6 protein-coding genes and 2 pseudogenes are annotated in these 12334 nt (G+C 66.0%); 5 read left to right on the forward strand and 3 right to left on the reverse strand.

Translation table 11 applies throughout. The features are described 5' to 3' along the window. Positions 1-415: 415 nt before the first annotated feature. The gene (locus DSM43276_RS21640) at positions 416-748 is read left to right on the forward strand and encodes a TfoX/Sxy family protein (RefSeq protein ID WP_078328375.1); all 333 of its coding nucleotides are present in this window, start codon (positions 416-418) and stop codon (positions 746-748) included. Positions 749-762: 14 nt separating this feature from the next. On the opposite strand, the gene DSM43276_RS21645 is transcribed toward DSM43276_RS21640, so the two are convergent. Both DSM43276_RS21645 and DSM43276_RS21650 read right to left on the reverse strand, forming a co-directional pair. Further along, complete coding sequence (locus DSM43276_RS21645) at positions 763-2439, reverse strand: sulfatase-like hydrolase/transferase (RefSeq protein WP_078328376.1); 1677 nt, start codon at positions 2437-2439, stop codon at positions 763-765. Positions 2440-2519: 80 nt separating this feature from the next. Further along, positions 2520-3467, reverse strand: a pseudogene (locus DSM43276_RS21650) (discoidin domain-containing protein); the annotation flags it as partial. Between the two features lie 277 nt (positions 3468-3744). On the opposite strand from DSM43276_RS21650, the gene DSM43276_RS21655 reads away from it, so the two are divergent. Then, positions 3745-3918 carry a DUF2613 domain-containing protein gene (locus DSM43276_RS21655; RefSeq protein WP_078293036.1) on the forward strand — a complete coding sequence of 58 codons (174 nt, stop codon included), beginning with the start codon at positions 3745-3747 and terminating at the stop codon, positions 3916-3918. A gap of 43 nt (positions 3919-3961) precedes the next feature. After that, positions 3962-8206, forward strand: a complete 4245-nt coding sequence (locus DSM43276_RS21660; protein WP_078328377.1) for an alpha-(1->3)-arabinofuranosyltransferase domain-containing protein — start codon at positions 3962-3964, stop codon at positions 8204-8206. Here the strand turns inward: DSM43276_RS21660 and DSM43276_RS21665 are convergent. After that, positions 8152-9261: pseudogene (locus DSM43276_RS21665) on the reverse strand (acyltransferase family protein); the annotation flags it as partial. The gene DSM43276_RS21660 and the pseudogene DSM43276_RS21665 sit on opposite strands and share 55 nt — an antisense overlap. Positions 9262-9449: 188 nt before the next feature. Here DSM43276_RS21665 and pgfA point away from each other — a divergent pair. Further along, positions 9450-10631, forward strand: a complete 1182-nt coding sequence (gene pgfA / locus DSM43276_RS21670) for a cell envelope lipid trafficking protein PgfA (RefSeq protein WP_078328378.1) — start codon at positions 9450-9452, stop codon at positions 10629-10631. Positions 10632-10641: 10 nt separating this feature from the next. Continuing rightward, entirely contained in the window at positions 10642-12324 is a 1683-nt protein-coding gene (locus DSM43276_RS21675; protein WP_109555925.1) for an MmpA family trehalose lipid delivery protein, read from the forward strand. Positions 12325-12334: the final 10 nt, after the last annotated feature.

Genomic DNA, 12334 nt, shown 5'->3' on the forward strand with positions numbered 1-12334 from the left:
GCCAACGACGGCATGACCACACATTTATGAGCTTGCCACGATTACCATTAGAAGCAAGATCATCGGGTTCCATCGCGGGCATAGCAAGCAAGGTACACCCTGTCGTTCACATGTGAAAGACGAGTTCACATGGATAATTTGAACTCGACACCAGACACATCAGGGAATATTTCTACTTTGATATAGCGACCTTCTACAACTTCGCTCTGATTAGTCCAGCTCAGATGCGATTGCCGCTAGCGGCGACCACCATGGGGAAACCCTCACGTAACCCGTAAGCAAACACAGACCAGATCGAAAAGACGTGTCGGACGGGTCCGAATCAGACCGTCATCACCGCCGGATGGGTCCAGAACAGGCCTAGCAGGACCACGATCAGCAGGTATCTCCATCGACAGCGCGGGACAATTGCCCCATGGCCTATGACGAGGACCTCGTGGAGCGCATCCGTGAAGTGATCGCGACAAGCAGGGGTGTCACCGAGAAACGGATGTTCGGTGGCCTCGCGTTTCTGGTCGATGGGCACATGACGGTCGCCGCGAAACGCGAGGGCGGGCTGCTGGCCCGCTGCGATCCCCACGACACCGACACCTTGATCGCCAAGAACCATGTGAGCCGGATGGTGATGGGTGGGCGTGAGATGGATGGCTGGTTGAGTATCGATGCCGAGGGTGTGCGCACCAAGCGACAGCTGGAGCCGTGGGTGAAACGGGCCCTGGCCTACGCCGGCTCGCTTCCACCCAAGTAGCCCACGCCAACTAGCTATCCGCCGCGCAGCACCATCAGTTTCTGCATATCGGCAAGGCCCTGCTCCTGCGCCTGGCCCAGGAATGTCGGCAACGGTGCCTGCACCTCGGGCAGCACCTCGTTGTCGATGAGGGCTTGCAGCTCGGCTTCCTTACCGCCCCGACCCGCCTGGTTCTCGATCTCTTGCTGACCGGAAGGTGTTGAATAGTCATAGAATTCGCGATCAGACGGCCGTGCACGGTCGATCTGCATGCCGCCTGACTTCCAGTACGAGTAGGTGGCCAGCTTCGCCTCGGCGGTACGGACAGCGACGATATGACTGGGCGCCGAAGTGGGTATCTCGGTGGGCGCGTTCTCACCCATCACCGCGCGGATCCGCGGATCCTTGAGCAGGGTGGCCATCTCCTCCACCGACATGTCATCGGTGACGTGTGCGATCCATGTGCGGCCTGCCGCGTTGTTTTTGGCGATGCCGGCGATATCAGCGCGCGCGGCCAGGTACGAGAAACGCGGATCAGAGCGCCACCCGTTGCCGCCCGCACCGATGGTCAGCAGCAGGGGCGCAAGGTCGACGCTGGAGGTCAGCTGGGTGCGCGTGTCCCCCGGCTTCGGGGTCAGCACACCGTGCGGATCGCGGATGTAGAGCGGAACCCGGATAGCTTCCTCATACGCCGTGGCTCCCTTGCCGCGTAACCCATGTGAGCCCGCGTACTCACCATGATCGGAGGTGAACACGACGACCGTGTTGCGATCCACCTCCGGGCGCGATGCCAGCTTGTCCAGCACCCGCCCGATCTGAGCATCCACCTGCTGTTGCAGCCACAGGTACATGTCCAGGCAGCGGGCCCATTGCCGGGCCATATCCGGCCCCGAGTAGGTCACCGCACCCGTCATGATCGGCGACATGAAATTGGCGTAGTCGATCTGCAGCTGCGGCTTGCCATGCTGACGCAGCTCATCGGGCGTCTGGAAGTTGACCGGCACAGCATCAAACCAGTGCGGAACTTCCTCCGGGAGAGGATTTTTGGGCCACCAACAGATGTCATGCGGATTCACCAGGGAGACGGTGGTGCACCACGGACCCTTGCCTGCCTCTGCGTCGAACCACCCCGCGTACTGGTCGACGATCCCCGGGTCCTTCTGCAGCCCCTGGTTGGGCGCACCATTGGGCGAGGGGAACGTTCCACCCGAGAAACCATGTGCGTCAAGCCCTTCAGGATTGTTATCACTCCAGTCCCCAAGGTGCCATTTGCCCCACCACCAGGTGCGATAACCCTGCTGCCGCAGCATGGTCCCCCAGGTCGGGAACTGCGGTGCCAGGCTCGATTCACTGGGCCCCTCGCCGGTGAACAGGCAGCCGGTCTGATGCGAGTACAGCCCGGTCGTCATGGCCCCCCGCGACGGGGTGCACATGTTCGATGCGGTGTAGTGCGATGCGAAGGTGACACTGTCCCTTTGCAATCGACTCAGACTTGGTAAGAGGTTGGTGAGTTTCTGGATATCGGGGAACCACTGCGGGGCTCGCATCTGATCCACAATGATCACCAAGATATTCGGCTTGTTCCCGTCGGCCGCCGATGAATCACTGCGCCCGGGCTTGCGGAGCAGTTCATATCCTCCGAAACCAACAGCGGCGGCACCCGCCGCGACTGCCCCAGTAGTCAGTACGGTTCTGCGGTTGAGGTCGGCCATGCGTCCAACGTAACCGCAATTTCTGGCAATGAACCCCGAAGAACCCGGACGGTTTTGAGTACGACGCGCTACGGCTGTGCGGGCGCGCCGGGTGCGGGCGCCGATGCTGGTCCCTCGCCCGCTGGGGGCTGCGTGCCCATGATCTCGATCTCACTCACCGACACCAGACCGTTGAACGCGTCCTGCCGCTGACCGTTCTTGTTCACGATCGACACACCGGGTTCGGTGGCCTCGATGACCATGGTCACCGAATCGGTCACCACATTCACCTTGACGCTTGCCAGCGCACGGCTCACCGGAACCTGCTGCTTGACCGAGCTCCCGTCGCTGAATTCCCAACGCACCCTGGTGATCTTGCGGTTCTGAGCAAAGCGGTCGGATCCGTCGATATCGGTCTTGGCGTATCCGGGCACCAAACCGACGGAGGTGACGAGTGTCGGATGGTCGAACTTGGCCGTGATCGACTGGCCGTCTTGTTCCTTCCACTGGCATCGCCACGCGGTAAGCGGGTCGTTGTCGAATGCCTTGGCGGGGTCGTAGACGTACTTCACCGCATTGCTGTCGGTGCCGTCCTCGGCCTGAACGCAATTGGTGCTCAAGTCCACCGGTTTAATGGGGCTCGACGGCACGGGAGGCAGCGCGGTAGTGGTCGCCGCGGCACTGCTCGTCGCCTTCGGGTCATTCGGCGGCAGCATCCCGTGCGTCTGCTGCTGGGTGGATCCATCGCCGTGCACCGCCATGTATCCGACGTAGCCGAGTCCGACGACCACGAGCAGGCCGGCGAGCATCGCAAAGGCCATGATGACCCCGCGATGCGATCGCGCATTGGGATCGCGCCACGGATCGGAGAACTTCACCTGTGCGGCCAGGTTCGGCGGGCACGCAGGCAGCTGCGCCAGAGCCTCACGCAGATCCGGACGCGTGTGCCACAGTCGCAGCAGTTGATCCTGCGGGAGCGCCGGGTTGTGCGCGGCGGCGAGCTCCGCGTCGTAATCCGGCGCCGGTCCGTAGTTGTATGGACCGGTCATGGGCGGCCATTATTCCGCACGAACAGGCGCCGGTGGCCCCATGTGGCCACCCGCCATGCCGGTCTATTCACGGTTCAACGTGTTCCTCGCCCGCGCCAAGCTCGCCCGAGCCGAGTATCCGCAGGCCCGCAGAGTGCACATCTGCCTGCCCCTCAACCTCGCCAGTGATACCCAGCTAATCGTCGCAGTATCACGACCGGTTGTCCGTCCGGAATTGGTACCAATAGCGGACGTGCTAGTTTGGCCGCTGGTATCTGCATGACCCAGAGGAGCTCCGATGACCAGATTTGTGGTGCCGGCCGCCGCAAGCGTGCTGATCGGCCTGCTGCTGGGCGCCGCCGCCGTATTCGGTGTCACGCTCTCGGTCGAGCAGGACAAGAAGCCGGTTGTGACGGGAATCGATCCGTCGACCGCAATCCTCAATCGTCCCGATTACGGCAACCGGAGCTGACATCTCGCGGCTCCCGACAGCGCCGCGCAGCATTTCCTGAGCCGTGACGCACCGCCTTGACTCTTCTCCGCTGAGCCGACGGTGGCTCGCGGTCGCCTCGGCGTTCGCCCTACTGCTCACCTTCGCCCAATCGCCCGGACAGATCTCCCCGGACACCAAGCTGGATCTGGCGATCAACCCGCTGCGGTTCGCCGCACGGGCCCTGAACCTGTGGAGCAGTGACCTGCCGTTCGGGCAGGCGCAGAACCAGGCATACGGGTACCTCTTCCCGCACGGCGCCTTCTTCTCACTGGGGCATCTCTTGGGGGTGCCGGCCTGGGTGACACAGCGACTGTGGTGGGCCCTGCTGGTGGTGGCCGGGTTCTGGGGCGTCATCCGGGTTGCCGAGGCGCTGGGTATCGGCACCCGCGGCTCCCGGATCATCGCGGCGGTCGCCTTCGCACTGTCCCCTCGGGTGCTGACGACCCTGGGCGCCATCTCCTCCGAAACGCTGCCGATGATGCTGGCCCCGTGGGTGCTGTTGCCGGTCATCCTGACGTTCCAGGGCCGGATATCCCCGCGCCGGGCGGCGGCGTTGTCGGCGGTCGCGGTCGCGTTGATGGGTGCGGTCAATGCCGTCGCCACCGCCCTCGCCTGCGGGGTCGCCGTTATCTGGTGGTTGGCCCACACACCGAACCGGACATGGTGGCGATTCACGGCCTGGTGGATTCCCTGTCTGGCGCTGGCCACCTCATGGTGGATCGCCGCCCTGCTCATCTTCGGCAAGATCAGCCCGCGGTTCCTCGACTTCATTGAATCTTCCGGCGTCACCACGCAATGGACCTCTCTCACCGAGGTGCTGCGCGGGACCGACAGTTGGACGCCGTTCGTTGCCCCGACCGCGACGGCGGGTTCCTCGCTGGTCGAACAGTCGGCCATGGTCATCGCGACCGCGATGATCGCCGCCGCCGGTATGGCAGGGCTGGCGATGCGGGGCATGCCGGCACGCGGACGGCTGGTCGCGGTACTTCTGGTCGGCCTGGTGCTGCTGACAGCCGGATACACCGGCGCACTCGGATCGCCGGTGGGCCAGCAGATTCAATTCTTCTTGGACGACAGCGGCACGCCGCTGCGCAATGTGCACAAGCTCGAGCCGTTGATTCGCCTGCCGCTGATTCTTGGCCTGGCGCATGCGTTGTCCCGCGTACCGCTGCCCGCCAGTGTGACCGTGCGGCAGTGGCTCTCGGCCCTGGCACGCCCGGAACGCAATCGGGCGGTTGCCCTCGGGATCGCACTGCTGGTGGCACTCGCCGCGAGTACATCACTGGCCTGGACGGGCCGACTGGTCCCCCGCGGCGGCTTCGACGCAATCCCCGAATACTGGAGCGATACGGCGCACTGGCTGGCCAACCATGATGACGGCGGGCGCGCACTCGTAGTGCCGGGAGCCCCGTTCGCCATCCAGACCTGGGGCCTCACCCGCGACGAACCGTTGCAGGTGCTGGGCCGAACACCATGGGGAGTGCGCGATTCCATCCCATTGACGCCTCCCGAGACCATCCGCGCCATCGACTCGGTACAGCAACTTTTCGCCGCCGGCCGACCCTCGGACGGGCTGGCCGATACCCTGAAGCAGCAGGGCATCTCGTATCTGGTGGTGCGCAACGACCTCGACCCCGACACCTCCCGTTCCGCGCGGCCGATCCTGGTGCACCACACCATCGAAGGGTCCCCCGGGCTGACCAAGGTCGCCCAGTTCGGCGACCCCGTCGGGGCCGGAACGGTGGAGGGCTTTGTCGCCGACAGCGATCTTCGACCCCAGTACCCGGCGGTCGAGATCTATTCTGTGGGCCAGGAAAAAGGTTATGGGGAAGCGTATTTCGCGGATATCGACAGCATGCCCCGGGTGGCGGGCGGACCCGAGGCCCTGCTGCGGTTGGGTGAGCGCCGACGCCAGCTGAACCAGCCACCGCTGGGCCCGTCCCTCTTGGCCACCGACGCCGCACAGGCGGGTCTGCGTCCCGGACCCGCGATAGTCACCGACAGTCCGCTGGCCCGTGAGACCGACTACGGGCGCGTCGACGATCATTCCTCGGCCATCCGCGCACCCGGTGACAAACGCCGGACCTTCAATCGAGTGCCCGACTACCCGGCCACCGGTGTTCCCCTCGTGAACGGAAGTTGGACGGGCGGAACCATCACCGCGTCCAGCTCCGCCTCCGATTCCACGGCGCTGCCCAACGTGGCACCGGGCACCAGCACGGCCGCGGCCATCGACCGCGATAACGCCACAAGCTGGGTCAGTAGTTCACTGGAAGCTGCTCTTGGGCAATGGATTCGGGTGGACCTGGATCGCCCGATCACCAACGCGATCCTCACCGTGACGCCGAGCGCCACCGCACTGGGAGCTCAGGTGCGGCGGCTGGAGATCGAGACCGACAACGGCACCACGGCGGTCCGATTCGATGAGCCGGGCACGCCTCTGGATGTGGCGCTACGGCCGGGGGAAACCAACTGGGTCAAGGTCACCGCCACCGGCACCGAGGACGGCACCTCCGGCGTGCAGTTCGGCATCACGGAGCTATCCCTCACCCAATACGACGCCGCCGGATACGCCCATTCCGTCGATCTCCGCCATAGCGCAACCCTGCCCGCGCCTCCCGCAGGAGCCGCGGTGCTCGGCTGGGACTTGGGATCTCCGCTGGAGGGTCGGCCCGGCTGCATGCCGTCGCCTGAAAGGCTGCGTTGCGCGGGCACACTCTCGCTCTCCCCCGAGGAACCCGGCACCTTCATCCGGACGCTGACTGTGCCCCGGCCTCTTTCGCTCACACCAACGCTCTGGGTGCGGGCCCGCTCCGGCCCGCAACTGCGCGATCTGATCACGCAGCCCGGAACCACCGCGGCCTCAGGAGGTGCCGACCTCATCGATCTGCGGGGCTCCTCCTATGCGGCCACCGACGGCGATCCGGGCACCGCCTGGACGGCACCCCAGGAGTCGGTACTGCGCCAGCACCTGCCCTCTCTGGTGATCAAACTCCCCAAACCCGTCGCCGTCGGCGGTATCCGGCTCCAGCCCAGCAAGACCGAGGTGCCTACACACCCCAAGCAGGTAGCCATCAACCTGGGCGACGGTCCCCAGGTAAGAGACATCGACCCGAAGTCTCCCGAGACGACACTGGCAGTGCATCCGGCTGTCACCGACACCATCACCGTCACGGTGATGGACTGGACCGACATCATCGACCGCACCGCACTGGGAACCGATCAGAACAAGCCGCCCGGCATCGCCGAGCTCGTCGCGCTGGACACCCAGGGCCGGCCGATCGCCCCCGCCGATGCACGGGCCAACGACAACCGCGTGATCAAGATCGGATGCGCTGACGGCCCAGTGCTCGCGCTTGCCGGACGCTTCATCCCGATGTCCATCACCACCACGGTGCGGGATCTACTGGACGGCAATGCCATCCAGGCGACGCCGTGCGATACCGCGCCCATCGCCACGGGCGCGGGGCCTCAGGACGTCACCGTCAACCCACGCCAGCAGTTCATCGTCGACGGTGTCCAGCTCACCACGCCCGACGCGACGCCGGCCGCCGCCACCGCGACCGCGGCGCCCACGGGCAGATGGGACGCGGCCCGGCGTGAGGTCACCGCGGATCCCGCACCGCGCGACCGGGTGCTGGCGGTGCCGGAAAGCATCAACCCCGGATGGGTGGCCCGCGATGCGCAAGGGCACACGCTCACCCCGGTACGGGTGAACGGATGGCAGCAGGGGTGGGTGCTCCCGGCCGGCACCGGCGGGCCGATCACCCTCACCTTCGGCCTCGACACCTGGTACCGGGCGGGGCTGTTCGGCGGACTGGCGCTGCTTCCCGTCCTCGCACTGTTGGCTCTCATTCCCGTACGCCGGAAAACCACGGTCCCTCAGGTGATCCCATGGCGCTCCGGCCCCGCGACGGGTATCGCGGTGCTGGCGGCGCTCACCGCGATCAGCGGCATCACCGGAGCCATGGTGGGTCTGGCCGCATTGGCGTTCAAGGTGTGGACACGCTGGCCCGTGCGCACGCTCACCGCAGCGGGGGCCTATGTTTCCGGCGGCTCTCTGCTGCTGGCCGGGGCGGCCCTCTCACGGCATCCCTGGCGGTCGGCGAGTGGGTACACCGGGCATTCGTGGTGGATTCAGCTGTTGGCGCTGACCTCCGTGGCCGCCGTCGCCTTGGCCGCGGTACGGCTCCCGTCCCGCGTACCAGCGCGCCGCTTCTGGAAGCGCCGCAACGCCTCCCGTGACGGAGATTCCACCAGCGCATAACTGACAGCGGCCATCGCGAAGCCAAAGATCAACGTCAGAATCAATACCAGCGGGAAGTGACCACTGAACGGGAAGCGCCCGATGACGGTAAAGACCATGTTCAAAGCCGCCAGATGCCAGATGAACAGGCCGTAGGACCAGCGCCCCAGCGTCACCATCAGCGGGCTGCCCAGAATGCGGTGCGGCGTGCCAGGGGCATCCAATGTCAACGGCATCAACAGCGCCCACGCCAGCGCGGCACCCATCGCGATCTTGACGGCGTACTGATGCGGCGGCGCCTGCGTCAGGCCCTCCGGTCCGGCCAGCGGGGAGGCCGCCACCCCGAAGGCGATGAGAGCCACCACGGCAAGCAGCACGCGGCGACGCGCCAGGCGCAGGGTCCAGGCAGGTGGCGCAGAGCTCCATTCGGCCAGCAGCATGCCCGCGACGAACCACGAGAAGAACGCGGGCGGCCACGTCAGCGGATTGACGCCCACGGCCGCGTGAAAGGGGATGAACGACCATCCGAGACTGAGGACACCGAGAGACATGAGCACCGGTGCGCGCCATCGTCCGGGCACCCGCCGCATGCCGACCGCGATCACCGGCAGCGCCACATAGAACGCCACCTCGACCGCCAGGCTCCACATCTGCGTCAGACCCGCCGTCAGAGTTAGCGGGATGTACAGCTGTGTGAGCGTCAGGTTGGCCGCCCAGACCACCCAGCTGGCCCCCATCGCATCCGGCAACAGCAACAGGATGACGAAGACGGCGGCCAGGTAGGCCGGGACGATGCGGACGAACCGCGACGCGAAGTAGCGCCCGGTGGACGCGGGCGCGGGCCCGCCGTGTGCTGCCGCGGCATGTGGCCGCCACAGCAGAAATCCAGATAGCGCGAAAAAAACGGCCACCGCCAGGTCGAAGCGGCCCAGGATGCGTCCGTCGATGCCGCCGTTGTGCCCCGTCTGAAACGCGGTGTGAGTGACCACGACACCCATCGCCGCGCAGGCGCGCATGCCCTCCAATGCAGGTACAAAGCCCCGCGCATGGACAGCCGGAGCCGATGGCCGCACTATCGTCACCCCGCCGAGGGTACGGTTCTAAGTCGATCCGGCGGCATTTGACCAGAACCAGGACCTGGGAATCCGTACGATCGCCGAATGACCACCTGGCGGCCGTGGCTGTTAGGGTCAGACAGATTTGCCCTGGGCATGCCATGTCGTCAAGCACAGGGTTACCGCACGTTAAGGAGGGTTCGGCCACAGTGAACCGCGGGGTCATGATGCGTATCGCAGCGTGCGGGCTGCTGGGGCTCGGTTCGGCGCTCATCATCGCCGCACTGTTGCTCAGCACGTACACCAGCAACCGGCTTGCGAAGATTCCGCTCGACTGGGACGCCACATTGGTGAGCGAGGGCAAGGGCCGTGCCCTGGACCCGGCGTCGTTGTCCGGCCAGAAGTTCGTGGCGGATCCCGACAAGCCAGTGGTGCTGCAGGAGCAGATCACCACCGTCAGCCCGGCCGACGCGACAAAGGTCGGCCTGCAGGCCGGTATCACTGTCAAACGGACCGACAAGCAAGGCGAGGCCGGATTGGTTCTGGCCACCGTCGACACCGTCACCGTGGACCGTCACTCTGCCGAGGCGATCTCCAGCGATGACAACCCGGGTGGCAGTGTGCAGAAGCCGCGCGCCATCGAGGACGAGACACCGCCGACGACGATCGCGCTCAAGCACGAGGGGTTGAGCTACCGGTTCCCCTTCGACACCGAGAAAAAGACCTACCAGTACTTCGATGTGGTCGCCCAGCGCGCCTTCGACGCCAACTACACCGGCGAAGAGGATGTCAACGGCCTCACCGCGTACCACTTCACCCAGAACGTGGGCTACGACGCCAACGGCAAGCTGGTGGAGCCGGTCGCGTATCCCTCGCTGTACGACAAGGACGAAGACTCCAAGGTGACGGCCCGCGCCCAGCAGTGGGGTGTGGAAGCCGAGCGCGAGGACGAAGAGATCACCATGACCCGCTACTACGCGGCACAGCGCGAGTTCTGGGTGGATCCTGTCAGCGGCATCATCGTCAAGAGCAAGCAGCATGCGCTGCACTACTACTCGCGTGACGCCCTCAAGCCCGAGGTCCCGATGGTCGACTACACCGTGCAGTCGAACGACGAGACGGTCGAGAAGCAGGTGAAGGCCGCACGCGATACCCGCGACAGCCTGTCCATCTGGTCGAACATCCTGCCGATCACCTTCGCCGCACTGGGCGTCGTGGCGCTGGTCGGTGGCGGCCTGTTGGGCTCGTTCAGCTTGCGCGCCGAGTCGGCGCTCATCGATCCCGGCCTCGACACGGTCGATCACGGATTCTTCGGCCGCCGCGGTCCAGAGAAACCGCCCGCCAGCGAGGCCGATACCGACAAGTTCCCGTCGCCTCGAAACCACCTCTAGCCGGGACGTCTTGCGCCGCACGCGCGTCATCGCGGCGCCGCTCTACGCTTTGGGCTTGGCGGTGGCCATTGCCGCGCCGCTTGCCGCGCCCGGCTATCTGCTGATCCGCGACGCCGTATCGACCCCGCGGTCCTACCTGACCGACGCGGCACTCGGGGTCGGCGAAGCGGCACCGCGCGCCGTCCCGCAGGACTTCTTTATCGCCGTCGCGACAACGGTTGTCGACGGCGGAATCCTGGTCAAGATCCTTCTGGCGCTGGGCTTGTGGCTCGCCGGGTGGGGGGCGGCGCGCCTGGCCGCCCACCTGGTCCCGGACGCCGGAGTTCCCGGTGAGCTGCTGGCCGCCACCATTGCGATCTGGAATCCCTATGTGGCTGAACGACTTTTGCAGGGACATTGGAGTCTGCTGGTCGGTTACGGCTGCCTACCGTGGGTGGCGCTGACGGCGATTCGGCTGCGCACGGCGACCGGTATCGGCACCTGGTGCACGCTCGCGTTCTGGATCGCCGTGGCCGGATTGACGCCCACCGGAACGGTGCTCGCATTGATCGTGGGGCTTGCCGTGGCATCAGATCTGCGGTCAAGACTTGGCGTACTGACGATCTCGCTGCTGGCCGCAATGCCGTGGCTCGTGGCCTCGGGGTTGGGCACGGCCATACCGGCCGGAGACCAGGCCGGAGTCCACGCCTTCGCGGCCCGGGCCGAGCCGGGGCTGGGCACGCTCGGCAGTCTGGCCTCACTCGGCGGTATGTGGAATGCCTCCGCGGTGCCGGCGTCACGGACGACATTGTTCGCATTGGCCTTCTCGGCGGTCCTGCTCGTGGTGCTGGCGGTGGGCGTGGTGGTGTTGTGGCGCACCCGAACAGCGCCCGGACTACTCGGCATTGCCATTGCGGCCGTGATCATTCCGGCGCTGCTGGCGACGGGCCCGGGGCTGTCGCTGACCACCTGGCTCATCACCGAAGTGCCCGGATTGGGCATTCTGCGCGACGGCCAGAAATGGGTGGCGTTGGCAGTACCGGGGTACGCCGTGGCCGGTGCCGCTGCCGTCACCGCGATACGCGAACGTTCCTCACAGCTAGTGGCAGCCGCAGTGGCCTGCGCGGCACTGATATTGACGCTGCCTGATCTGGCATGGGGAGTCGGCGGCCGAGTCGAGCCGGTCATCTACCCGGCCGGATGGACCACCGTCGCCGCCAGTATCAACGCGCAACCGCATCCGGTGGCCCTGCTACCGCCAGAGACCTTGCGGCAATACCCGTGGGGTCCTTCGTCGATCCAGGTACTAGATCCGTTCCCGCGCTGGATCCGCGGAGACACGGTGAGTAGCGGCGATCTACGCGTCGACGGGCAGGTCGTACAGGGTGACGGCATCCGGGGGCGCCTCGTCGAGGAGCTGTTACGCACCGGGGCTGCACCGCGCGAGCTCGCGGCTCAGGGCATCGGCTGGGTGGTCCTGCAGTCCAAAACTCCTGGTGATCAGGAGTTTCCGTCGACGACGCTGGCACAGCTCGAACCGGTCTACCGTGACGGGGACATCACGCTGTACCGGGTACCCGGGCCGTGGGAACCCATCGGAGCGTCACCGAGTCGTCGCGCCACCGTCATCGCGGCACACGTGATCTGGGTTGCGCTCCTGACGGCCGGCGCGGTAGCCGCAGGTCTGCGACTGACCCGCCGGCGCCGCGACTAGCCGCACGTAC

Origin of the sequence: Mycobacteroides salmoniphilum (assembly GCF_004924335.1) — a bacterium.
Lineage (GTDB): Bacteria > Actinomycetota > Actinomycetes > Mycobacteriales > Mycobacteriaceae > Mycobacterium > Mycobacterium salmoniphilum.